This window comes from Methyloversatilis discipulorum (assembly GCF_000527135.1).
Classification (GTDB): domain Bacteria; phylum Pseudomonadota; class Gammaproteobacteria; order Burkholderiales; family Rhodocyclaceae; genus Methyloversatilis; species Methyloversatilis discipulorum.
In genome coordinates, this window is sequence record NZ_AZUP01000001.1 from 693,247 (window position 1) to 716,712 (window position 23,466).

Genomic DNA, 23,466 nt, shown 5'->3' on the forward strand with positions numbered 1-23,466 from the left:
GAAGCCCGCGAACTGCAGCGGCCGTGTGGTGGCCCAGGACGCTCCGACAGCAGCCTCGCCGGAGCGGCGCCTCTGCCGGCACCGCTCAGACGGCGACGAAGTCCAGTGTCCTCGACAGCATGAACATGACGGTACAGCCGGTGTCCGTCTCGTGTGGCCCGTGCGCGGTGCCGGCCGGCGCGGCGAATACGGCGCCCGGACCGTAGCGGCGACCGTTCTCAATGAACTCGCCTTCGAGCACATAGGCGACCTCGTCGGCTTCGGTGTGCAGATGGTTCTGCACCGCCGATCCGGGGTCGAAGCGATAGACGACGACGGAGGGGCCTTCGGCAGGGTTGCCGTTGAGTACCTTGTAGTGCACGCCGTCGATGCCGCTGGCCTGCCAGCTCAGATCGTCGGCGTGAAACTGGGTGGTGTACATGCGGGACTCCGGAATGGCCGGTCAGGATTGACCCGACGCTTCCAGCGCACGGAGCGTGCCATGGCCAGCCGCCGGCCACGCGTCGCGCTGTCCCCCCGCCGCAGACGGCGCCGGCGCGTCGTCTGGCGGACTCCGTACCGCCTCGGCACGCAGGCATGACGCAGGCTGAAAGTCGAACTGCCGGCGGCGTCCGTCGGTCGATTTCCGGACTGCGGCGTTCGGCGGCACGGCACGCAGGCAATGCTCCGGCCACCGACATCCTCAGCACGCCTTGTCGGGAATGTCGCAGACCTTTCCATGCGCCGGGATGCGCGAGCGGCCGGCAGTGGCGCCGCGGGTGACATCGTCCATGCAGGCGTCGCCTGAAAGTCGGACCGCCGGTCGGCGCGGGGCGGCCGATTTTCGGACTTGCGTCTTGGTGCAATGCAGCGTTTTCCTGTTCTCCCGTCTTCACTTCCAGCCTGAGCAAGCGATTCGTTTCATTGCGCATCGCACAAGCCATGGCCCGGCACAGGCTTTGCTGAATCTCCTCCGGACAACTCGCGGCGACGTCGCGAAACACCGATGCAACAAGGAGGAGGCAGATGAAAAAGCTCTACCCGGACGCCAAGAGCGCGCTCAAGGGTTTGCTCAAGGACGGACAGACGCTGGCGGTCGGCGGCTTTGGGCTGTGCGGCATACCCGAGCAGCTGATCGACGCGGTGGCCGACAGCGGCACGCATGACCTCACGGTGATCAGCAACAACGCCGGCGTCGATGGCATCGGCCTCGGCAAGCTGCTGGCCAATCGTCAGGTGCGCCGGATGATCGCGTCCTACGTCGGCGAGAACGAGGAATTCGAACGACAGCTGCTGTCGGGCGAACTGGAGGTCGAACTGACGCCGCAGGGCACGCTGGCTGAAAAGCTGCGCGCTGGCGGCGCCGGCATTCCGGCCTTCTACACGCGTACCGGCGTCGGCACGCCGGTGGCCGACGGCAAGGAAACGCGCGATTTCGGCGGTCATCGCTATCTGCTCGAGCACGCACTGCTGGCTGACGTGGCACTGGTCAAGGCGTGGAAGGCCGACGGCGCAGGCAATCTGGTCTTTCGCAAGACCGCGCGCAACTTCAATCCGATGATCGCGACTGCCGGGCGCACGACGATCGCCGAGGTCGAGGAAATCGTGCCGACCGGCCAGCTCGACCCGGACCAGATCCATACGCCGGGCATTTTCGTGCAGCGCGTGATCGTCAATCGCACCCCTTCGAAGCACATCGAAAAACGCACGACGAGGACTGCCTGACATGGCCTGGACACGAGATGACATGGCGCGCCGCGCGGCGCGCGAACTGCGCGACGGCTACTACGTGAACCTCGGCATCGGCATGCCGACGCTGGTGGCCAACCACATTCCCGACGGCATGGACGTGTGGCTGCAGTCGGAGAACGGCCTGCTCGGCATCGGCCCCTTTCCGACCGAGGACGAGGTCGACGCCGACCTGATCAATGCCGGCAAGCAGACAGTAAGCACGCTGCCCGGCAGCAGCTTCTTCAGCAGTGCCGATTCGTTCGCGATGATCCGCGGCGGTCACATCGACCTCGCCATCCTCGGCGCGATGCAGGTGAGCGAGCGCGGCGATCTGGCGAACTGGATGATTCCGGGCAAGCTGGTCAAGGGCATGGGCGGCGCGATGGATCTGGTGGCCGGGGTGCGCCGTGTCATCGTCATGATGGAGCACTGCAGCCGCAGCGGCGAACACAAGATACTGAAGCAGTGCGACCTGCCGCTGACCGGGGTCGGCGTGGTGAGCCTCATCATCACCGACCTGTGCGTGCTGGCAGTGACGCCGGACGGTCTCGAACTGCGCGAACTGGCGCCCGGCGTGAGCATCGACGAGGTGCTCGAAAAGACCGGTGCGCCGGTGCTCACTGCGCCGGTGGTGCTGTGCTGACGCCGGGCGGTGCGGCGCCTGCCGCCGCCGCGCGTCGCAGCGCGCGCGCCAACGTGATCACGCTACAGCAACTGGTGCAGGGTTACGGCATCCCGCTGGCGCGGATTTCCGCCTTCGAGGAGCTCGGCATCATCGACGCTGCCGGCGCCGACCGCTACACCTGTGAGGACGACGACCGGCTCATCATCGCCGCGGCCGCCGTGCAGCTCGGCTTCACGCTGCGCGAACTGCGCGAGCTGATGGACCTGTACGACGAAGCGTCGCCGGCCCGTCGCGCACTGCCCAACTTCATGAAGCTGCTCGCCAGCTACCAGCGCCTGATGGCCTGGCGGCAACCCGAGGGCTACGACCCGCCGCCGGCCGGACGTCAGCGCAAGCCTTTCCGTGCCCGGCACTTCCGCCCGGAAATCGTCTCTTCAAAGGAATCGACATGAGCATCCTGGTTGGCCAGACGGCGCCGGACTTCACCGAGAACGCGGTGTGGGGCGACAACGAATTCCGCCCCTACACGCTGTCGGACGGTCGCGGGCGCTACACCGTGCTGTTCTTCTATCCGCTGGATTTCACCTTCGTCTGTCCGTCGGAGCTGATCGCCTTCGAGCGGCGCATGCCCGAGTTCGCCCGTCGCAACGTCGATGTCGTCGGCTGTTCCATCGACTCGGCCTACACCCACCTGGCGTGGAAGAAGACCTCGTATGCCGAAGGCGGTGTTGGCCCGCTCAGCTATCCGCTGATTTCAGACATGACGCACGCCGTGTCGCGCGCTTACGGCGTCGAAGGGCCGATGGGCATTTCGCTGCGCGGCACCTTCCTGATCGATCGTTCTGGCGTGGTGCAGCACCAGATCGTGAACAACCTCGCGCTGGGCCGCGACATCGACGAACTGCTGCGCGTGATCGACGCGCTTCAGCACACGGAACTGCACGGCGAGGTCTGCCCTGCCGGATGGCAGAAGGGCAAGGCTGGCATGACGCCGACCGACCGCGGCGTGGCGAGCTACCTCGCCGAACATTCGGACATGCTGTGATGGCACCCTGGGAGAACGGACACATGAAACTGTATGACTGGCACGCAGCCCCGAACCCGAAGCGGGTTCGCATGTTTCTGGTCGAGAAGGACCTGGACCTGAACATCGTCGAAGTGTCGGGCGAGAACCTGCGCCTGCGCGCCGACTACATCGAGAAGTTTCCGCAGGCCATGGTGCCCATGCTGGAACTGCCGGACGGTCGCCAGATCGGCGAGTCGATGGCGATCTGCCGTTACCTCGAAGAACTGCATCCGGCGCCGCCGCTGCTCGGCCGCAACGCCTACGAGCGCGCCATCGTCGACATGTGGGAAAGGCGTGCCTTCGACGAAGGCATGATGGCCGCCGGCGAAGTGTTCCGAAATACCGCCGACGCCTTCCGCGACCGCGGCCTGCCGGGCTTCGCGTCGCCGGTGGCGCAGATTCCGGCCCTGGTCGAACGCGGCCGCGAGCGGCTCGGTCACTTCTTCCGCAAGTTCGACCAGCAACTCGGCAAGCACCGCTACGTTGCCGGCGAGACCTTCTCGGTGGCCGACTGCACCACCTTCTGCAGCATCGAGTTCGCCGGCTGGTCGGACATCGGCATTCCGGCCGACTGCAGCAATCTCCTGCGCTGGCACAAGGACGTGAGCGCGCGCCCGAGCGCGCGCGCCTGAGGATTGCCGACATGCGAAGCCCGGTGAGTGGCGACACGCTGCAGGGCAGCGTGGCGCGCGCATCCGGATCGCATCGAGGCGACAGAGCACTGCATCGGGGGATGCGCGAATGATCGACCTTTACTCTGCACCGACACCTGATGGCTGGAAGGTTTCGATTGCGCTCGAAGAGCTGCGCATCCCCTATGCCGTGCACCCGATGGACGCCTGCAGCGGCGAACGTCTGGCGCCCGACTTCCTGCGCGTCAGCGCCTGCGCCTGTTCGCCGACCATCGTCGATCACGACGCAGCGGGTTTTTCGGTCAGCGATGCCGGCCCGGTTCTGGTCTATCTCGCCGAACGCAGCGGCCAGCTGATGCCGAGCGACGCCATCGGTCGTTCGCGTGTGATGCAGTGGCTCATGCTGCCGGTCGATGCCGCCGACGCGGCGAAGACGGGTGACGCGAAGGCTGCACGGGCGGAGATGCTTCGTCTGTTCGCGCTGTTCGATCACCACCTGCAGGGTGCCGATTACCTTGCCGGCACGTTCAGCATTGCGGACATCGCACACTGGGCCTGGATGCGCATGCATGCCTGGTCCGACGTGGACATGCATCGCTTCAACGCGCTGGCGCGCTGGCTGCAGCGCATCGCCGCGCGCGACGCCACACTGCGTGGCTTGCGCGCGCTGCCGTCACCGTCGCTCGAACGGCCGGCCGAGCATGTGTGGAAGGTGAAGTCCATCCTGCTGCGTTGAGCGGGCGAGCGACCTTGGCCGCGACGCGGCTGTTGCTGGCCGCTGGCTTCGAGCAAGGACGCGATCGCGAGCAAGCTCGCTCCCAAAGGCTTCGCTCCAGTAAGCGCGCGAGGACGCTCCGCGGGAAGTGGTCGTGACGAACGCCTGGGCCTGAACCAAGCGCCGCGCACCGCCCACGGTCGCTGTCGGGGTCAGAAGACCCCTCCAACAAGAAGCCCCGCTTCGACCGCGCGTCGTACGCATTTCCTGTGGGAGCGGCCCTGGCTAACGCCGAGACCTGAACCGAGCGCCGCGCACTGCCCACGGTCGCTGTCGGGGTCAGAAGACCCCTCCCACAAGAAGCCCCGCGTCGACCCGCGTGTCGTGCGCATTTCCTGTGGGAGCGGCCCTGGCCGCGACACGGCTTTGGCCGGCCGCCGGCTTCGATCAAGGCGGCAATCTCGCGAGCAAGCGCGCTCCCCTAGTCGTCCTGCCACACCGCGCGACCAGGCGCGTTGGTGCCGCCCGGAAGTTGCTGCGACGCAGCATGTCGAAACCGTCCGAAACGACCGTCCGACGCGGGTTTCCGGACTGTCCGATCGCACTACGGTCGCCTCATACGATGCCGTCCGAATTCCATCCGTCCGATGCCCGTCGGCATGTTGTCCCCCTCCGGGCGAAGAAATTTATCCGTTGAAAAATCAACCGCTTGCGAGATTGCTGCGTGCCGGAATCCGCACTGGCACCGTCCTTGCACTTTGAGCTTCGTTCGATCGCGGCCAGATCGATCAGGAAACACCGGCCCACGGGGGTCGGAGGCGAAGAGCAGTTGGACTATTCAAATGGAGACGTGGAGATGACGATCGATAACTCGTCGGTTCAGGTGCTGGGGATTGATGCAGGCGGCACCATGACCGACACCTTCTTTGTCCGTGCGGACGGCCGCTTCGTGGTCGGCAAGGCACAGAGCAATCCCGGGGACGAGTCCCTGGCGATCTACAACTCGTCGGTCGATGCACTGGCGCACTGGGGCCGTGAGGTCGATGACGTGTACCCGGAGCTGGTGACCTGCGTGTACTCCGGTACCGCGATGCTGAACCGCGTTCTGATGCGCAAGGGCCTCGACGTCGGCCTCATCTGCAACCGCGGCTTCGAGCAGGTGCATTCGATGGGCCGCGCGCTGCAGAGCTACCTGGGTTACGCACTGGAAGACCGCATCCACCTGAACACGCATCGCTATGACGAGCCGCTGGTTCCGGTGTCGCGTACCCGTGGCGTGACCGAGCGTACCGATGTGCAGGGCAAGGTCGTCATCCCGCTGCGCGAAGCCGAAGTGCGCACCGCGGTGAAGGAGCTGGTCGATGCCGGCTCGCAAGCCATCGTCATCTGCTTCCTGCAGTCGCACAAGAACGGCACCAGCGAACAGCGCGCCCGCGACATCGTCAAGGAAGAGCTGAAGAAGCTGAACGTCAATATCCCGGTCTTTGCCTCGGTGGACTACTACCCGCAGCGCAAGGAAAGCCACCGCATGAACACCACCATTCTCGAAGCCTATGGCGCGGAACCGTCGCGCGAAACGCTGAAGAAGGTGAGCGACCGCTTCAAGAAGCACGGCGGCAAGTTCGATCTGCGCGTGATGGCCACACACGGCGGCACCATCAGCTGGAAGGCCAAGGAACTGGCCCGCACCATCGTGTCCGGCCCGATCGGCGGCGTGATCGGCTCCAAGCTGCTGGGCGAAGCGCTGGGTGACGAGAACATCGCCTGCTCGGACATCGGCGGTACCTCGTTCGACGTGGCACTGATCACCAAGGGCTCGTTCGCCATCAAGTCCGATCCGGACATGGCGCGCCTGGTGCTGTCGCTGCCGCTGGTGGCGATGGACTCCGTCGGCGCCGGCGCAGGTTCCTTCGTGCGCCTGGATCCGTACTCGAAGTCGCTGAAGCTGGGCCCGGACAGCGCCGGCTACCGTGTCGGCACCTGCTGGCCGGAATCCGGTCTGGATACCGTGTCGGTGTCCGACTGCCACGTCGTGCTGGGTTACCTGAACCCGAACAACTTCCTCGGCGGTGCGATCAAGCTCGACGTGCAGCGTGCGCGTGACCACATCAAGGCGCAGATCGCCGACCCGCTGGGCCTGTCGGTGGAAGACGCCGCCGCCGGCGTGATCGAGCTGCTCGACCTGACGCTGTCCGAGTACCTGCGCGCCAACATCAGCGCCAAGGGCTACAACCCGGCTGAATTCACCTGCTTCTCCTACGGCGGTGCGGGCCCGGTTCACACCTACGGCTACACCGAAGGCGTCGGCTTCAAGGACGTCGTCGTACCGGCCTGGGCGGCCGGCTTCTCGGCCTTCGGCTGCGCCTGCGCTGACTTCGAATATCGCTACGACAAGTCGGTCGACCTCGGTGTCGCCCAGCTGGCCAGCGACGCCGACAAGGCGGCCGCATGCCAGACCCTGCAGGCGGCCTGGACGGAGCTGGCGGGCAAGGTGATCGAGGAGTTCGTCATCAACGGCTTCAAGCCGGAAGACGTGATGCTCATCCCCGGCTACAAGATGCAGTACATGGGTCAGCTGAACGACCTGGAAATCATCTCGCCGGTGTCGACCGCTGCGACCGCGTCCGACTGGGACAAGATCGTCGAAGCCTTCGAGAACACCTACGGCCGCGTCTATGCGAGCTCCGCACGTTCGCCCGAACTGGGCTTCTCGGCCACCGGCGCAATCATGCGCGGCACCGTGGTGACGCAGAAGCCGGTGCTGCCGGAAGACCCGGACTGCGGCCCCACGCCGCCGCCGGAAGCGCGCATCGGTACCCGTCCGTTCTATCGCCACAAGAAGTGGGTCGATGCGGTGATCTGGAAGATGGAAGCGCTGAAGTCGGGCAACCACATCGTCGGCCCGGCCATCATCGAATCCGATGCCACCACCTTCGTCGTGCCGGACGGCTTCGAGACCTTCGTCGATAAGCACCGCCTGTTCCACCTGAAGGAAGTCAAGTAAGCGCCGGTGTCCTGAAGGGCTGTCGGCACCCATCCGGGGTCGACAGCACAGCGATCCGGAAAAAACTCCAAAGGAGAGACTGAATGAACATGTTGAGCAACAACGAGACCGGCTTCGCCGATCTCCTGAAGAACGGCCAGACGCTGAAGCAGTTCCGCGACGGCATCATTGAACGGACCAAGGCGTCCGGCCACTACAACGGCCTGGAAAAGCTGGAACTGCGCGACGCCGATCCGATCGGCTACGAAAAGCTGTTCTCCAAGCTGCGCGGCGGCCTGGTGCATGCCCGCGAAACGGCGAAGAAGATCGCCGCCAGCCCGATCGTCGAGCAGGAAGGCGAACTGTGCTTCACGCTGTACAACGCGGTCGGCGACTGCGTGCTCACCTCGACCGGCATCATCATCCACGTCGGCACGATGGGCGCTGCGATCAAGTACATGATCGAGAACAACTGGGAAGCCAACCCCGGCATCAATCCCGGTGACATGTTCACGAACAACGACTGCTCGATCGGCAACGTGCACCCGTGCGACATCGCCACCATCGTCCCGATCTTCTGGGAAGGCCGTCTGATCGGCTGGGTGGGTGGTGTGACGCACGTGATTGACACCGGCGCAGTGACCCCGGGTTCGATGTCGACCGGTCAGGTGCAGCGCTTCGGCGACGGCTACATGATCACCTGCCGCAAGACCGGTGTGAATGACACGCCGCTGCGCGACTGGCTGCATGAATCGCAGCGTTCGGTGCGTACGCCGAAGTACTGGATTCTCGACGAGAAGACCCGTATCGCCGGTTGCCACATGATCCGCGAACTGGTCGAGGAAGTGATTCGTGCCGACGGCATCGAGGCCTACGAGAAGTTCGCCTACGAAGTCATCGAAGAAGGCCGTCGTGGCCTGATGAGCCGCATCAAGGCGATGACGCTGCCGGGCAAGTACCGCAAGGTGTCCTTCGTCGATGTGCCGTACAAGCACGAGGACGTGCAGGTGTCGTCCGCCTTCGCCAAGCTCGACTCGATCATGCACTCGCCGTGCGAAATGACGATCAAGCCGGACGGCAAGTGGCGCCTCGACTTCGAAGGTGCGAGCCGCTGGGGCTGGCACACCTTCAACGCCCACCAGGTGGCGTTCACCTCGGGCATCTGGGTGATGATGTGCCAGACGCTGGTGCCGACGCAGCGCATCAACGACGGCGCCTACTTCGCCACCGAGTTCCACCTGCCCAAGGGCACCTGGTGCAACCCGGACGACCGCCGCACCGGTCACGCCTACGCATGGCACTTCCTGGTGTCCGGTTGGGCAGCGCTGTGGCGCGGCCTGTCGCAGTCCTACTTCAGCCGCGGTTACCTCGAAGAGGTGAACGCCGGTAACGCCAACACCTCGAACTGGCTGCAGGGTGGCGGTATCAACCAGGACGGCGAGATCCACGCGGTGAACAGCTTCGAAGCCTCGTCGTGCGGTACCGGTGCCTGCGCCGTCAAGGACGGCCTGAACCACGCCGCCGCCATCTGGAATCCGGAAGGCGACATGGGCGACATCGAAATCTGGGAAATGGCCGAACCGCTGCTCTACATGGGCCGCAACGTGAAGGCCAACTCCGGCGGCTACGGCAAGTACCGTGGCGGCTGCGGTTTCGAGACGCTGCGCATGGTGTGGAACGCCCAGGACTGGACGATGTTCTTCATGGGCAACGGCTTCATGAACAGCGACTGGGGCATGATGGGTGGTTACCCGGCTGCCACCGGCTATCGCTTCGAAGCCCACAAGACGGGCCTGGAGCGCCGCATCGCCAACGGCGAAAGCCTGCCGCTGGGTGGTGACATCGATCCGACCTCGCCGACCTACGAGCACAACATCGACGCCACGGCACGGATCAAGCGCGACAAGCAGTGCATGACCACCGAGGACTGCTACGACAACCACGATCTGTACCTGAACTACCTGCGTGGTGGCCCCGGCTTCGGTGACCCGATCGACCGCGAGCCGAAGGCGATCGAGAAGGACCTGAACGAGAAGTTCCTGCTGCCCGAGTATGCCCAGAAGGTGTACGGCGCCGTCTTCACCCAGAACGCCAAGGGTGCGTATGTCATCGATGTGGCGAAGACCCAGGCCCGTCGCGCCGAGATGCGCAAGGAACGTCTGGCCCGTGCGGTGCCGGTGCGCGAATGGATGAAGGAAGAGCGCGAACGCATCATCAACAAGCACGCGTCGCAGGCCGTCCAGCACATGTTCGCCACCAGCTTCGCGCTGTCCGAGAAGTTCACCAAGCACTTCAAGGACTTCTGGAGCCTGCCGGCCGACTGGCAACTGCTGGAGACCGAACTGGGCGTTCCGTCCTACGGTTCCAAGCACCGCATGGACCTGTCGCTGATGCCTGACGTCACCACTGTCGTCCAGGTCGAAGAGTGACCTCCAACAGACCGATCACGCGAATCAAGGAGCAATAAATGTCGACTTACACCAACGAGCAGGTCGCTCACCTGGCCGAGGGCACGCTGGACTGGGAAACCACTTTCCGCATGCTGTCCATGCCGAAGGACAACAGCCGCTTCAAGCAGTACGTCGAGGCGCTGCAGAAGAAAGTGACCTTCAAGGACAAGATCGTGCTGCCGCTGGCCCCGCACATGTACATCGTGCAGACCGCGAAGAAGCAGTGGGTCATCAAGTGCGATTGTGGTCACGAGTTCTGCGACTACACCGACAACTGGAAGATGCACGCGCACATCTACGTGCGTGACACGGAAGAGGCGATGACCGAGGTTTATCCGAAGCTGATGGCGCCGGATACCAACTGGCAGGTGTACCGCGAGTACTACTGCCCGACCTGCGGCACGCTGCACGACGTCGAGGCACCGACTCCGTGGTACCCGGTGATCCACGACTTCGAGCCGGACATCGAAGCCTTCTACAAGGAGTGGGTCGGCCTTCCGGTGCCCGAACGGGCGTCGTGATGCAGCACCGGGGCGCCCACAAGGCGCCCCGGTGAAACCGGCCGGGGGAGGCCGGTTGCAGCGCGAGCGGCCGGTCACCGCCGGCCGCTCGGCGCGACACACCCTGAACACGGAAACGGCACTGCGTCATGCGGCCTGCGCGGCTGCAGGGGGCAGCTCACGCCCGCGTTCCTTTCAGGTCATGAAAAGCGTCACGCGCGACAAGCACGGAACGGCGCCAGAAGGAGACTGAGATGCTTCATTCGCTCAAGCGGTTTGGCAGCGGCGCACGCGCCGTGGTCAATGTGATTACCTCGACGCTTCCCATCGCCATCATCGGCGGCCTGCTCTATGCGGGCTTCTTCGTGAAGGCGGAAGCCGTCATCAACAAGGTCGAGCCGAAGGCGGTCGAGCGGCGCGACAACTTCTTCAGCGTCACCGCACCGAGCGAGCAGATCGCCTGGGCTGCCGGTACCGGCGGCAAGATCGTGCGCAGCGACGACGGCGGCAAGACCTGGCACCGCCAGGTGGCACCCACCTACGAAAATCTGCAGGGCATCGCCGCCTGGGATGCGCAGCACGCGGTGGTGGCGGGCAATCACGGCGTCATTCTCTACACCGCCGATGGCGGCAGTTCCTGGAAAGCCGGGCAGGTGCCGAAGTCGGACAACCCCAACAAGCTGTTCCGGGTGCACATCTTTGACGGCGTGGCCTGGGCGGTCGGCGAATTCGGTTCGCTGCTGCGTTCGGACGACAAGGGCGCGACCTGGACGCGGGCGATGGAAGAGAAGGACCGCGCCTGGAACGACATCTACTTCCGCGGCCAGAACGGCTGGCTGGTCGGCGAGTTCGGCACCGTCATGCGCACCACCGACGGCGGCGCGACCTGGACCGAGAACGAACTCGAAAACAAGGTGAGCCTGATGGGCGTCGATTTCCGCGACGACCAGAACGGCGTTGCCGTGGGCCTGACCGGGACCCTGCTGGTGACCAGCGATGGTGGCGCCAGCTGGCGCGAAGTGCCGCGCCTGACCCGCGAACACCTGCTTGACATCGCATGGGACGAGAACCGCTGGGTCGCCGTCGGCGACAAGGGCGTGATGGTCACATCGGACGCCGCAGCCTCCGAATGGAAGCTCGGTCGCATCTCAGAGGGTGACGTGTCCTGGCGCACGCAGATCGCGCGTGCCGGCAATCGCTACTACGTATCGGGCGCCAATCTGGGCGTGCTCGAGGGCGGCAAGCTGACCATCGTCGGTCGATAAGAAGCGCAGGGGGAGAGTGCTGTGAAAAACGAAACTTTCAGCAAGGTCGAACACACGTTCGCGACGCTGATCCGCCATCGCACCTGGGTGGTGCTGGCAGTGGCGCTGCTGACCGCCGTCATGGGGTATCTCGCAAGCCACGTCGAAGTGAAGACGGTGTTCAGCGACCTGCTGCCGAAGAACCACCCGTACGTCGCGGTGAACCAGCAGTTCAAGTCCACGTTCGGTGGTTCGAACATGGTCAGCATCATGATCGAGGTGAAGGAAGGCGACATCTTCAAGCCCTCGGTGCTGGCCAAGGTGCAGAAGATCACCGTCGGTCTGCAGCAGGTCGACAGCGTCGACACCTACCAGATCATCTCGATCGCATCGAAGAAGATCAAGGAGGTGCGCGCCTCGACCGAGGGCGTCGAGTCGCGGCCGATCATGTGGCCGGAACTGCCCAAGGGGCCGGCCGAGATGGCGGTGCTGAAGGAGGCGGTGCTCAACAATCCGCTGATCTACGGCCCCTACGTGTCGATGGACCTGAAGGCCACGCTGATCACCGCCGACTTCCTCGACGGTGACATCAATTACAGCAAGGCCTTCGAGCAGATCATGGGTCTGGTCAAGGAGGCCGACGGCGACGGCGTGATGGTGCGCGTGGTCGGCGAGCCGGTGCTCTACGGCTGGGTCAATTACTACCTCGACGAAACGATACAGATCTTCTTTGCTGCCATCGCCTCGCTGGTCATCATCCTGATGCTGATCACGCGCACCTGGCACGGCACGGTGCTGCCGCTGCTGGCAGGTGTCATCAGTGCGATCTGGGCGCTGGGCGCAGCCAAACTGATGGGCTTCCACCTCGATCCACTGGTGATCGTGGTGGCCTTCCTCATTACGGCGCAGGCGATCTCCAACTCGGTGCAGCTGATTTCGCGCTACGACGACGAGATCGCGCACGGCGCGACGACGTCGGCCGCGGCCGCGGTGGCGAGCGCGAAGAATCTGTTCAAGCCTTCGATGCTGGCCATCGTCGCCGACGCGGGCTGCGTGCTGGTGGTGGCGCTGACCCCGATACCGATGCTGGAAAAGATTTCCTACATCGGCACGGTGTGGATCTTCTCGATCTTCGTCAGTGCGCTGATCATGACCCCGGTCATGCTGTCCTTCTTCAAGCCGGGACAGGGGTTCGTGCATCCGCTGAACATTCGCCCGGTGCTCGAAACCATCCTGCGTGCCTGTGCAGGTGTCGTCACCACGCGCCTGCGCTACGTCGTGCTGGCCATCACCGGCATCGTGTTCGTGGTGTCCGGCTGGTATGCCTTCAACCTGAAGGTGGGTGACGCCAACCCGGGTTCTCCCATCCTGTGGCCGGACTCGTCGTACAACCAGGATGCGTCCGACATCAACCGCCAGTTCCAAGGTTCCGACCGCATGTTCGTCGTGGTCGCCGGCAAGGAGAAGGGCGCGCTGCGCGAGCCGGAAGTGCTGCAGAGCATGGCCAACTTCCAGCGCTACATGGAAGCCCAGCCCGAGGTCGGCGGCAGCATTTCGCTGGCCGACATCCTGCCGCAGGTGCGCCGCGTGCTGCGCGAGGGCAATCCGATGTACGCCGAACTGGGCAACGACGCCGGCGAAAACTCGGAGCTGACCTATATGTTCGTCTCGGGTTCCGATCCGGGCGACATGGACCGCTACGCCGACGCCGACGCGAAGAACGGCGCGGTCACGCTGTTCTTCCGCGACCACCAGGGCGAAACCATCCGTACCGCGGTGGCCCGCGTGCAGGACTACGTGGCGCAGAACCCGATCGAGAAGGCGGACTACCTGCTGGCCGGCGGCCTGGTCGGCGTGCTGGCCGCGGTCAACGAGGTCATCCTCGCCGGCCAGATCGAGGCGATCGCGCTCGCGCTGCTGGTGCTGGTGGTCTGCTGCACGGTGACCTACCGCTCCACCGTGGCCGGGGTGTTCTTCATGATCCCGGTGATGCTGTCCAACACCATCACCTTCAGCTACATGGCATGGCAGGGCATCGGCATGAACATCAACACGCTGCCGGTGGTCGCCCTGGGTATCGGTCTGGGGGTTGATTACACCTTCTACATCGTCGATGGCATCCGCGAGGAACTGCACCACAACCCCAACGTGGAACGCGCCATCGTCAAGGCGCTGTCCAGCGCCGGTCGCGGCGTACTGGTGACCGCACTGACGCTGATCACCAGCGTCGGTCTGTGGAGCTTCTCGTCTCTGCGCCTGCAGGCCGACATGGGTCTGCTGATCGCTCTGTGGCTCTTCATCTCGGCCTTCAGTGCGCTCTTCATCATGCCGGCCATCGTCTATGTGTTCCGCCCCGCGTTCATCGTGGGCAGCAAACAGCGCCCGATCGAGCGCGCCGAAGAACCTGCAGTCGTTGTGTGAGGGCAGCCCGTCGCGCCCGTCGGTGTCAGCCGACGGCGACGGGCGTGTGCAGGCGGCTCATGGGTAGTCCCAAACAGGAGGGAGTGGAGACATGAGAAGAAGCAGAACCTTCAGGCGGACCGGCACCGGTCTGGCGGTGGCGGCGGCACTGGCGATGATGGGCATGCCCGTCGCGCAGGGCGCCGAGGAGGCGGCGAAAGAGGGTGGCAACTGGGCGGGTACGGACGATTTCAGTTTCCAGCTGTCGGGTTACGCGCGTGCCTGGGCCTCGTTCAATCTCGAGGATCAACCGGAACTGAGCGCAGTCGGCAAGGACAGCGCCGGCAAGCTGTCGATGTTGCGTGGCTCCGTGCTGCTCGACGCCGACGCGAAGACCGGCCCGGTCAAGTGGAAGGTGATCGGTCGCCTCGACCGCGAGTACAAGACGAACTACCTCGAAGATCTCGAAGACCTGCGTGCCACCAACGGCACGGCCGGCGGCAAGAGCATCACCGAGAACTACAACAACGGCGACATCCGCGAGTTCTGGGCGGAGATTCCGATTGGTGACCGCATCACGGTCAAGGCCGGCAAGCAGCAGCTGGTGTGGGGCGAGTCGGACTTCTTCCAGGCGATGGACCTGGTTCATGGCTACGACTACAGCTGGCGCCTGTTCTTCGAGGGCGAGAACGAGGAATGGCGCAAGCCGCTGATCATGGTGTCGACCAAGATCCGCATTCCCGAAGCCAAGGGCATGATCGCCGCCTTCGTGCGTCCGGGCTGGGACCGCTGCGAGGACATCGGCAACACCTACGATATCCGTGGCGGCCGCTGGTTCTTCCAGCCCTACCGCGGCTTCGACTTGACGCAGGTGACGGACAAGAACTGCGATCACAAGGACGGCGACATGGACGACGTGACCGGCGGTATCCGCTGGTCCGGTGAAGCCTACGGTCTGAACTACTCGATCGCCTACCTGACGACCTTTGCCGCTGATCCGGTGGCCAGTTCCGTCTTCAGGCCGCACCAGGGGGTACCGGTCACCGGTGCCGTGTTCGACCTGATCCATCCGAAGATCGACGTGCTTGGCGCCACGGTCAGCGGCTACAGCGAAACGCTGGACGCCGTGATCAGCGCGGAAGTCGCCTTCACCAAGGACCAGCCTTACAACGTCGGCAGCGGCGCCTTCAATCCGGGTAATGCCGCCAACCCCGGCATCGGTCTGAACGGCATCAAGAAGAAGGACACGCTGCGGACCATGATCCGCATCGACAAGGACCTGAGCCTCGAAGGCATCTTCGGCACCTCGCGTCCGTCCTTCTCGTCGGTCCAGCTGTTCAACACCCAGGTGCTGGACTACGACGGCCGTGAGGACCTCGTTCGCCTGTTCGCCTACGGCACCAAGCTGAACGAGCACAGCACCATCCTGACCATGTTCACGACGCTCAACTACAAGAACGACACGATCAATCCCGGCCTGGCCGTGGGCTTCGATCTGTCGAACGGTGGTGGCTTCGCGATCCCGAGCGTGGCGATGACCTTCTCCGACAAGTGGCTGGCGAAGGTCGAAGCGGACATTTTCTGGGACGGCGGCAAGAGCAACAGGACCCAGTTCAGCAATGGTGAATCCCAGCTGTTCGGCTACTTCAGTCGCGCAAGCCAGCTGGTGTTTCGCTTGACCCGGCAGTTCTGATCAAAGGAGGAAGACAGATGTACACGCTCAACACACATATCCCGGCCGGTCGCGCGCGACGCACGGGTGTCGCCGGTGCGCTCGCACTGGTGCTCGGTCTGGCCGCCGGTCAGATCAACGCCAAGGAGCTGGAAGCCGGCTTCATCATCGACAAGAGCAACTACGACAGCATCAAGAACGACACCTTCGAGAAGAAGACGATCGCCTCGATGGTGCCGGAGAAGCTGGAGTGGATGATCAAGAACTACAACCTGACCATCAAGCTCGCCAACTCGAAGAAGATCGAGATGGATCCGAAGTACGTCGAGTGGTCGAAGAAGAACGTCGGCACCGTCAAGTTCAATCCGGCGGACCGCACCGTGTCGGGCTGGCAGGCCGGCATGATGTTCCCGCCGGAAACGATCAAGATGGACGATCCGCACGCCGGCGACAAGGTGATCTGGAACCTGCGTGCCGCCACCTATGGCGCGACGATGGACCTGCGCGACATCGCCTGGGCCTTCCTCGACGCGAAGAAGGGCTATGAGCGCGTGCAGGCCTTCCAGTCCCGCCGCTACTACATGGAAGGGCGACTGGATGGCGGTCCGATCACGGTCGGCGACGGCACCATCGCGCAGAAGACCTACTTCGTCGCCCACTACCCGCAGGACATTCGTGGTCTGGGTACCTTCTCGGTCCGTTACAACCAGGCTGATTCCAAGAAGCCGGACGACTCCTACGCCTACCTGAAGTCGGTGCGCCGCGTACGCCGTCTGTCCGGTGGCGCGTGGATGGATCCGATCGGCGGTACCGACCAGCTGTACGACGACTGGGACATCTGGGACGCCGCGCCCACCAAGTACAAGTCGAACAAGCTGATCGAGAAGCGCTGGGTGCTGGCCATCGCGCACAGCCCGGAAATGAGCGTGGACGTGTCGCAGCCCTACACCGAGCCGCAGAAGCGCTTCCCGCGCATCAACATGAGCGAGGCGCCGCACTTCAACCCGGCCAAGGACATCGGCTGGGAGCCGCGCGAAGTGTACGTGGTCGAGGGCATCCCGCCGGATGAGCATCCGTACAGCAAGAAGGTGGTGTACATGGAAGTGGACTTCCCGCGTCCCTACCTCGGCTATGCGGAAGACCGCAAGGGCGAGTTCTGGAAGATGTTCATCTTCCAGAACCGGCCTGACATCGGCGACGACGGCTACAAGGCGGTCATGCCCGTCATCGGTCACATCATCGACGTCAAGCGCGGCCACGCCACCAACTGGTCGTCGAACATGAAGTCCAACCCGAAGGGCGTCAAGGAAACCGACGTATCGCTGAACGTGCTCGAAGAAGTGGCAACGGGTACGGGCAAGTAAGCGCAGTTGAACGCATTGCTGGAACCTCCTCCCGGCATGTTCGCCCGACCCTGTGCAGCGCGGGGTCGGGCTTTTTTCGCCGCGGAAACCGGGCGCGGAGCGGGCCGGCATAAAGAGAACAGGATTCGATCATGAAGGTATTCACGCCATCTGGATACGAGTGGAAGGGCACGCGGCTTGCCCGTTTCATTGAACGTCATGGCTACGGTTCGCTCGACCAGCTGCAGGAGGACGCCGAGCGCGATGCGCCGGTCTTCTGGGACCGCGTCGTGGCCGAGGTGGGGCTCGAATGGAGTACGCCCTATACGCAGACACTGGACATGAGCGACGGCATCATGTGGCCGCGCTGGTTCGTCGGCGGCCGGCTCGATCTGGTCGACAACATCGTCGGCAAGCACGCGCGCCGTCACCCGGACAAGGTGGCGGTCCGTTGGGAAGGCGACGCCGGAGAAGAGCGACGCATCACCTACGCGGAGCTGGCTCGCGAAGTCGACGGCGTGGCGGCGGGGCTGCGTGCGCTGGGCGCAGGCGAGGGCAGCCGCATCGCCATCTATCTACCCATGGTGCCGGAGGCCGCCGTCATCCTGCTCGCCGCAGCGAAGATCGGGGCCATTTCGGTGCCGATGTTCTCGGGCTACTCGGCCGACTCGGTCGTGCAGCGCGTGCAGGACGCCGCCGCCACCGTGCTGGTGTGCGCGAACGGCTACTTCCGCCGCGGCAAACCGGTACGCATGCTGGCCGACGCGCTGGCCGCGGCCGACGCCTGCGAATCGGTGCAACACGTGGTGGTGGTCGACCGCCTGGGCAACGGACCCTACGCTGGCAGCGAGCATGGCGGCCACTACGATCTGTGCGACTACGCAACGCTGGCGGCCACCCCGGCAGACCCGTCCGCGACTGAGTCATTCGGTGCCTCCGACCCGTTGATGCTGGTGTACACCTCGGGTACCACCGGCAAGCCCAAGGGCGTGGTGCACACGCACGGCGGCTTCCCGCTCAAGGCGGCGCAGGACATGGTGATGGCCTTCGATCTGCGCGAGGACGACACCCTGATGTGGGTGACCGACATGGGCTGGCTGATGGGGCCGTGGATGGTGTTCGGCGCGCTGCTTCTGGGCGCCACCATCGTGCTGTGCGAAGGCACGCCCGACTACCCGGACGCCGGCCGGCTGTGGCGCATCGTGCACCGGCACGGCGTCACCCACCTCGGCCTGTCGCCGACGCTGGTGCGCCTGCTGATGGGCAGCCGCGACGCCGTGCCGCAGTCCGGATCGCTCGACACCGTGCGCGTGTTCGGCTCGACCGGCGAGGCGTGGAACGAGACGCCGTGGCTGTGGCTGTTCGAAACGGTCGGCCAGAGCCGCCGGCCCATCGTCAATTACTCGGGGGGGACCGAGATCGGCGGCGGCATCCTCGCCTGTTTCCCCGGTCTGCCGCAGACCGCCTGCGGCTTCAACGGACCGATCCCCGGCATGGCGGCGGACGTCGTCGACGCCGAAGGCAAGCCGGTGCGCGGCAGCGTCGGCGAGCTGGTGCTGCGCCAGCCCTGGCCCGGCATGACCCAGGGCTTCTGGAACGACCCCGAGCGCTACGAGGACACCTACTGGTCGGCGCTGCCCGGACTGTGGGTACATGGCGACTGGGCCAGCATAGACAGCGACGGCTACTGGTTCGTGCACGGCCGCAGCGACGACACCATCAAGGTGGCGGGCAAGCGGCTCGGTCCAACCGAGTTCGAGTCGGCGCTGGTGTCGCACCCGCTGGTGGCTGAGGCGGTGGCGGTCGGTGTTCCCGACCCGATCAAGGGCGAGGCGGTGGTGTGCTTCGTCACGCTGCACGACAAGCGCAGCGGGCAGGAGGGCTGGAGCGTGTGGGAGACCGAGTTGTCGGACCACGTCGCCCGGCTGCTCGGCAAGCCGTTGCGCCCGGCCCGCATTCACGCGCTGACGCAGATCCCGAAGACGCGCAACGGCAAGATCCTGCGCCGCGTCGTGCGCAACGCCTACATCGGGCGACCGATGGGCGACCTGTCGTCGATGGAGAACCCGCGTTCGATCGACGAGGTGATCGGCCTGCGCGCCGCCCGCGTCTGAAGGTCGGACGATCGGACGTCCGAAAGCCGGACGGTCGCAGTACGCGCCGTACGGCTTTCGGACGCCCCATGTCGTCGACTCTCAAGAAATCGAGTCAGGTGATTGAAAAAAAGACGTTTTTCAATTCATCGAAACTGGCCCGCTAATTGCAATTACGTGACACGCGGACGCGCAGCGGCCCGACGGTTGCCGCCTTCCGCGAAGGAGCATCGAGTGAATCAAGTGTCAGATCCCGTAGTCGTCGTGTCGGTCAGCCGCACTCCGCTGGGCGGATTTCTCGGCAACCTTTCGGCGCTGACCGCGCCTCAGCTCGGCGCAACGGCAATCGCCGCCGCCGTGCAGCGTGCCGGCATCAGTGCCCACGACATCGATGAGGCCTATATGGGCTGCGTGCTGCCGGCCGGCATCGGTCAGGCGCCGGCCCGACAGGCAGCCCTCCGCGGCGGCCTGCCGGCATCCACCGCCTGTACCACCGTCAGCAAGGTGTGCGGCTCGGGCATGAAGGCGGTCATGCTGGCGCACGACGCAGTGCGCGCAGGCTCGGCCGGCATCGTCGTCGCGGGCGGCATGGAATCGATGAGCAACGCCCCCTATCTGCTGGCCCGTGCCCGGGCCGGCTACCGACTCGGTCACGACCGCGTGATCGACCACATGTTTCTCGATGGGCTGGAAGACGCCTACGACGAGCGCGGCACGCTGATGGGCGTTTTCGCCGAGCGCTGCGCCGAGGAATATGGTTTCAGCCGCGCCGACCAGGACGCCTGGGCGCTGCGCTCGCTGAACCGCTCGCTGGAAGCCGATGCGAGTGGCGCCTTCGACTGGGAGATCGCGCCGGTCGAAGTGATCGGTCGCGGCGACTCACGCGCCAGCGTGGTGCGCGACGAGCAGCCGCAGACGGCGAAGCCGGAGAAGATTCCGTCCCTGAAGCCCGCCTTCCGCAAGGACGGCACGGTCACGGCCGCCAACTCGAGTTCGATTTCCGACGGTGCCGCGGCGCTGGTGCTGATGCGTACATCCACCGCCAGGTCGCGCGGCCTGACGCCGCTGGCCACGATAGTCGCCCACGCCGGTCACGCCGGCGCACCGGCGCGCTTTCCGATGGCACCGGTCGATTCGATCCGCAAGGTGCTGGAACGCGCCGGTTGGTCGAAAGCCGATGTCGACCTGTATGAGATCAACGAAGCCTTCGCCGTCGTGACGCTGGCCGCGATCCGTGACCTCGGCCTCGATCCGGATACGGTGAATGTCCATGGCGGCGCCTGTGCGCTCGGTCACCCGATCGGCGCCACCGGCGCGCGGCTGCTGGTGACGCTGATCGGCGCGCTGCGACGCAGCGGCGGCCGGCGCGGCATCGCCAGCCTGTGCATCGGTGGCGGCGAAGCCACTGCGATCGCACTGGAGTTGTACGAGAATTGAGCTAACCTGATTTGATTGGCCGGGTGGCGCCCGGCCTGCGCCTTGAAGATTCACCCGGCGGCTGACATTCCGCGGCTGCCGGTGCAACATGGTTTTCAAACAAGCCTGCGAGACGATGCGCCTCGAAGCGGATCGCTACGCCGGTATCGGAGGAGTCGGGTGCTGCATGCATCACGTCCGTGGTGCCTCGCAGCCTGTCTACCTCCACTACAAACAGGAGGTGGCCATGGAATTGCGGGACGACGATCAAAGCCAGATGTTTTCGCGCCCGGAGCGAGACCGGGACGTGATGAACCACTGGGAGCGGCTGCTCAACGGCGAGGAATGCAGTTCCGACGCCCTGCGCCGCCTGATTGACGACTCGTGGCGCCGCTGCCTCAACGCCCACGTCGATCCCGGCAAGTACCAGGCGCCGCCGCCACTGAGCGAGAACTCGCTCTATTCGCTGCAGCAGAAGCACGGAGACCTGCTCACCGCCAGCACGCCGGTGATGGCGATGGCGCGCGACTTCCTCGCCGAAACCGGAACCATCATGGTGCTGACCGACCACAGCGGCACCATACTCAGCCTCGAAGGCGACCCGGCCACGCGCGACGAAGGCGCGATGATGAACATGATGCCGGGGGCGAGCTGGAGCGAGACGGCCTGCGGCACCAACGCGATAGGCACCGCCATCGCGGTGCGCCACCCGGTGCAGATCCATTCCGCCGAACACTACTGTGCCGGCATCAAGCGCTGGACCTGTTCGTCCACCGTCATCCTTGACCCCTACGACAACAGCGTGCTCGGCGCGATAGACGTGTCGGGCCTGCAGCAGACGTACAACAAGCACAGCCTGGCGCTGGTGGTCGCCACCGCCAGCAAGATCGAAGGTCGTCTGGCCAAGCACGAGATGGGCATCCGCTTCCGCCTGCTCGAGCGCTGCATGCACCGGCTCACCCACTCGACCTCGGACGGCGTCATCGTGTTCGACCGCCGCGGCAATCCGGTCAAGGCCAACGAGCGCGCCGAACAGGCGCTGAACCAGCTGTCCGAGGGCCGCATCGGTTCGCGCAAACTCGACATCGCATCGCTTACGCTGGGTCACGCCACCGACGACGGGCTGCCGGCCGGCCTGCAGGGCTGGATTGCGCCGGAATGGCTGGAACCGGTTCTGGACAACGGACAGCGCATCGGCACCCTGCTCACGATTCCGATCTTCAAGCCGCGTTCGGTGCAGGGCACGACGATGCCGGTCGGCGCCACCAGCGCAGCGCACGAGCCGAGCAAGCTCGACTGCGTGGTCGGCAAGGACCCGGTGCTGATGGAAGCGGTCGAACGCGCCCGTCACCTGTCGCGTTCCAACGTGCCGGTGCTGCTGCTCGGCGAGACCGGCGTCGGCAAGGAGGTGTTCGCCAAGGGCATCCATGACTGCGGCAGTGCGAAGGCGGCGCCCTTTGTCGCGGTGAATTGCGGCGGCCTGTCGCGCGAGCTGCTGGCGACCGAGCTGTTCGGCTACGCCGAGGGCTCATTCACCGGTGCGCGGCGCGGCGGCATGATGGGCAAGATCGAAGCGGCCAACGGCGGCACGCTATTCCTCGACGAACTGGGCGAAATGCCGCTCGACATGCAACCGCACCTGCTGCGCGTGCTGGAGGAGGGCGAGATCTACCGCCTCGGCGAGAACACGCCGCGCAAGGTGAAATTCCGGCTGATCGCGGCGACCAATCGCGATCTGCGCAAGGAAGTCACCGATGGCCGCTTCCGCATGGACCTCTACTACCGGGTCGCGGTGACCAGCGTGCGCATCCCGCCGCTCCGCGAGCGGCTGGGTGACATCCCGGTGCTGTCGCGCGCGCTGATGGAGAAGCTGGCGGCGCACCACGGCGTGCCGGTGCCGCAGCTCACCGAATCCGAAATCAGCGAGCTGTCTTCCTACTCGTGGCCGGGCAATGTGCGCGAACTGCGCAACATCCTCGAATCGATGCTGCTGACCGGCGAGCGTCCGCGTGCGCTGATGACACCCGAAGCGCCGCGTGGCATCCAGCTGTTCGACGCGCCGATGGCCACCGATCACGGCATGGTCTTCGGCGGCGAAACGCGCGAGAACCGGCGGCTCGAAGAAGCCGAGCGCGACGCCATCCTTGGTGCCATCGATGGCAGCCACGGCAATATGGCACTGGCCGCGCGTTCGCTCGGCATCGCCAAGAGCACGCTCTACCTCAAGCTGAAGAAGTTCGGCCTCGACGCCCTGGTCGAGCGCGCGCGCGAGGTTCACGCCAAGGGACACTGACGGAAGCGAGCGCCGGCGACGATGGAGCGCCCCCCTGTGGGAGCGGCTTTGGCCGCGACAGGGCCGCTGCAGTCCGCCGGCTTCGATCCAAGCTGTCGTCGGGGTCAAGACCCCTCCCACAGAATCCTGACTCCAGCTCCGGCCGCAACTCCGACGTCCCCTCTGTGGGAGCGGACTTGGCCGCGACAGGGCCTGTGATGCCGAAAGCTTCGACTCAGGCCGCTATCGGGGTCAGAGGACCCCTCCCACAGAATCCCGGCCCAGCTCGGGCCACCGTCCTCGCCTCAGACTGATGCGGATGGCCTCGCCGGCGCAGGCGCTGCA

General features: G+C 65.0%; 17 protein-coding genes. 16 read left to right on the forward strand and 1 reads right to left on the reverse strand.

Going from position 1 to position 23,466, the window contains the following annotated elements:
• Window positions 1-85: 85 nt before the first annotated feature.
• Window positions 86-421 carry a cupin domain-containing protein gene (locus METFAM1_RS0103140; protein ID WP_019918093.1) on the reverse strand — a complete coding sequence of 112 codons (336 nt, stop codon included), beginning with the start codon at window positions 419-421 and terminating at the stop codon, window positions 86-88.
• Window positions 422-1,005: 584 nt separating this feature from the next.
• Here METFAM1_RS0103140 and METFAM1_RS0103150 point away from each other — a divergent pair.
• From METFAM1_RS0103150 to METFAM1_RS0103225, 16 genes are all read left to right on the forward strand, one after another.
• Complete coding sequence (locus METFAM1_RS0103150) at window positions 1,006-1,704, forward strand: CoA transferase subunit A (RefSeq protein WP_019918094.1); 699 nt, start codon at window positions 1,006-1,008, stop codon at window positions 1,702-1,704.
• A 1-nt stretch (window position 1,705) separates the two neighbouring features.
• Window positions 1,706-2,353, forward strand: coding sequence for a 3-oxoacid CoA-transferase subunit B (locus METFAM1_RS0103155; RefSeq protein WP_024300414.1), 648 nt, complete (start codon window positions 1,706-1,708; stop codon window positions 2,351-2,353).
• A complete protein-coding gene (locus METFAM1_RS0103160; RefSeq protein ID WP_019918096.1) occupies window positions 2,347-2,787 on the forward strand; it encodes a MerR family transcriptional regulator in 441 nt (146 codons plus the stop codon). Before METFAM1_RS0103155 ends, METFAM1_RS0103160 begins: the two co-directional genes overlap by 7 nt.
• Complete coding sequence (locus METFAM1_RS0103165; RefSeq protein WP_019918097.1) at window positions 2,784-3,380, forward strand: peroxiredoxin; 597 nt, start codon at window positions 2,784-2,786, stop codon at window positions 3,378-3,380. The genes METFAM1_RS0103160 and METFAM1_RS0103165 overlap by 4 nt, the downstream gene beginning before the upstream one ends.
• A 23-nt stretch (window positions 3,381-3,403) precedes the next feature.
• Entirely contained in the window at window positions 3,404-4,033 is a 630-nt protein-coding gene (locus tag METFAM1_RS0103170; protein ID WP_024300415.1) for a glutathione S-transferase family protein, read from the forward strand.
• 109 nt (window positions 4,034-4,142) lie between these two features.
• Complete coding sequence (locus METFAM1_RS0103175; protein WP_019918099.1) at window positions 4,143-4,769, forward strand: glutathione S-transferase family protein; 627 nt, start codon at window positions 4,143-4,145, stop codon at window positions 4,767-4,769.
• Between the two features lie 835 nt (window positions 4,770-5,604).
• Window positions 5,605-7,752 carry a hydantoinase/oxoprolinase family protein gene (locus METFAM1_RS0103180; RefSeq protein ID WP_019918100.1) on the forward strand — a complete coding sequence of 716 codons (2,148 nt, stop codon included), beginning with the start codon at window positions 5,605-5,607 and terminating at the stop codon, window positions 7,750-7,752.
• Window positions 7,753-7,835: 83 nt separating this feature from the next.
• Complete coding sequence (locus METFAM1_RS0103185) at window positions 7,836-10,160, forward strand: hydantoinase B/oxoprolinase family protein (protein ID WP_019918103.1); 2,325 nt, start codon at window positions 7,836-7,838, stop codon at window positions 10,158-10,160.
• A 38-nt stretch (window positions 10,161-10,198) separates the two neighbouring features.
• Window positions 10,199-10,702, forward strand: coding sequence for an acetone carboxylase subunit gamma (locus tag METFAM1_RS0103190; protein ID WP_019918104.1), 504 nt, complete (start codon window positions 10,199-10,201; stop codon window positions 10,700-10,702).
• Window positions 10,703-10,935: 233 nt separating this feature from the next.
• Window positions 10,936-11,946, forward strand: coding sequence for a WD40/YVTN/BNR-like repeat-containing protein (locus METFAM1_RS0103195; protein ID WP_019918105.1), 1,011 nt, complete (start codon window positions 10,936-10,938; stop codon window positions 11,944-11,946).
• A 21-nt stretch (window positions 11,947-11,967) separates the two neighbouring features.
• Window positions 11,968-14,346: an efflux RND transporter permease subunit gene (locus METFAM1_RS0103200; RefSeq protein WP_019918106.1), complete on the forward strand. Its 2,379-nt coding sequence runs from the start codon at window positions 11,968-11,970 to the stop codon at window positions 14,344-14,346.
• Window positions 14,347-14,437: 91 nt separating this feature from the next.
• Window positions 14,438-16,018, forward strand: a complete 1,581-nt coding sequence (locus METFAM1_RS0103205; protein ID WP_232419640.1) for a DUF1302 family protein — start codon at window positions 14,438-14,440, stop codon at window positions 16,016-16,018.
• A 17-nt stretch (window positions 16,019-16,035) separates the two neighbouring features.
• On the forward strand, window positions 16,036-17,361 hold the full coding sequence (locus METFAM1_RS0103210) for a DUF1329 domain-containing protein (RefSeq protein ID WP_019918108.1): 1,326 nt from the start codon (window positions 16,036-16,038) through the stop codon (window positions 17,359-17,361).
• Window positions 17,362-17,492: 131 nt separating this feature from the next.
• The gene (locus tag METFAM1_RS0103215) at window positions 17,493-19,454 is read left to right on the forward strand and encodes an AMP-binding protein (protein WP_019918109.1); all 1,962 of its coding nucleotides are present in this window, start codon (window positions 17,493-17,495) and stop codon (window positions 19,452-19,454) included.
• 213 nt (window positions 19,455-19,667) lie between these two features.
• On the forward strand, window positions 19,668-20,870 hold the full coding sequence (locus tag METFAM1_RS0103220) for an acetyl-CoA C-acyltransferase (RefSeq protein ID WP_024300416.1): 1,203 nt from the start codon (window positions 19,668-19,670) through the stop codon (window positions 20,868-20,870).
• Window positions 20,871-21,096: 226 nt separating this feature from the next.
• Window positions 21,097-23,142, forward strand: coding sequence for a sigma-54-dependent Fis family transcriptional regulator (locus METFAM1_RS0103225; RefSeq protein WP_024300417.1), 2,046 nt, complete (start codon window positions 21,097-21,099; stop codon window positions 23,140-23,142).
• Window positions 23,143-23,466 lie beyond the last annotated feature (324 nt).

Excerpts from the sequence above, each read along its gene's own strand:
- METFAM1_RS0103205 (WP_232419640.1), top strand. The coding sequence starts at position 14,438 with ATGAGAAGAAGCAGAACCTTCAGGCGGACCGGCACCGGTCTGGCGGTG.
- METFAM1_RS0103185 (WP_019918103.1), top strand. The coding sequence starts at position 7,836 with ATGAACATGTTGAGCAACAACGAGACCGGCTTCGCCGATCTCCTGAAG.
- METFAM1_RS0103190 (WP_019918104.1), top strand. The coding sequence starts at position 10,199 with ATGTCGACTTACACCAACGAGCAGGTCGCTCACCTGGCCGAGGGCACG.
- METFAM1_RS0103150 (WP_019918094.1), top strand. The coding sequence starts at position 1,006 with ATGAAAAAGCTCTACCCGGACGCCAAGAGCGCGCTCAAGGGTTTGCTC.
- METFAM1_RS0103210 (WP_019918108.1), top strand. The coding sequence starts at position 16,036 with ATGTACACGCTCAACACACATATCCCGGCCGGTCGCGCGCGACGCACG.
- METFAM1_RS0103165 (WP_019918097.1), top strand. The coding sequence starts at position 2,784 with ATGAGCATCCTGGTTGGCCAGACGGCGCCGGACTTCACCGAGAACGCG.
- METFAM1_RS0103175 (WP_019918099.1), top strand. The coding sequence starts at position 4,143 with ATGATCGACCTTTACTCTGCACCGACACCTGATGGCTGGAAGGTTTCG.
- METFAM1_RS0103195 (WP_019918105.1), top strand. The coding sequence starts at position 10,936 with ATGCTTCATTCGCTCAAGCGGTTTGGCAGCGGCGCACGCGCCGTGGTC.
- METFAM1_RS0103225 (WP_024300417.1), top strand. The coding sequence starts at position 21,097 with ATGGAATTGCGGGACGACGATCAAAGCCAGATGTTTTCGCGCCCGGAG.
- METFAM1_RS0103215 (WP_019918109.1), top strand. The coding sequence starts at position 17,493 with ATGAAGGTATTCACGCCATCTGGATACGAGTGGAAGGGCACGCGGCTT.
- METFAM1_RS0103155 (WP_024300414.1), top strand. The coding sequence starts at position 1,706 with ATGGCCTGGACACGAGATGACATGGCGCGCCGCGCGGCGCGCGAACTG.
- METFAM1_RS0103140 (WP_019918093.1), bottom strand. The coding sequence starts at position 421 with ATGTACACCACCCAGTTTCACGCCGACGATCTGAGCTGGCAGGCCAGC.
- METFAM1_RS0103170 (WP_024300415.1), top strand. The coding sequence starts at position 3,404 with ATGAAACTGTATGACTGGCACGCAGCCCCGAACCCGAAGCGGGTTCGC.
- METFAM1_RS0103180 (WP_019918100.1), top strand. The coding sequence starts at position 5,605 with ATGACGATCGATAACTCGTCGGTTCAGGTGCTGGGGATTGATGCAGGC.